This is a genomic window from Halomonas marinisediminis (assembly GCF_004347715.1).
Classification (GTDB): Bacteria; Pseudomonadota; Gammaproteobacteria; order Pseudomonadales; family Halomonadaceae; genus Halomonas; species Halomonas icarae.
In genome coordinates this window covers 1-318 of sequence record NZ_SLTR01000188.1, presented here as the reverse complement: position 1 = coordinate 318, position 318 = coordinate 1, and the positions used below count along the sequence as shown (strand labels likewise).

Sequence of the window (318 nt, the reverse complement as noted above, 5' to 3'; positions counted from 1 at the left end):
CTTCACTGGTCCTTGGACGTGGCGCTTCGTGAGGATGCCTGCAAAATCCATCGCGGACAGGCGGCGGAAAATCTCGCCAGGGTCCGGCATATTGCGCTGAATTACCTGAAAGGAGAGAAATCTTTCAAAGGCGGAATTCGGCGGAAACAGAAGAAAGCGGCACTGGTTGAGACATATCTTGCTGACATCCTCGCGGTCTGAAAGCTTTCATGCGTTTTCCCTGACCTTGAGAACCCGCAAGGCTTCAACCATACCGTCGCGGGTCTTGGGCGTGACAGTACGGATACCGGCATAGGCCGCATGCGCCGCGTTCTCAGC

1 protein-coding gene is annotated in these 318 nt (G+C 55.7%); it reads left to right on the top strand.

Annotated features, from left to right (window positions below; genetic code table 11):
* A partial coding sequence (locus tag E0702_RS16315; RefSeq protein WP_368816921.1) for a transposase occupies window positions 1-201 on the top strand: 201 nt, incomplete at its 5' end.
* Window positions 202-318: the final 117 nt, after the last annotated feature.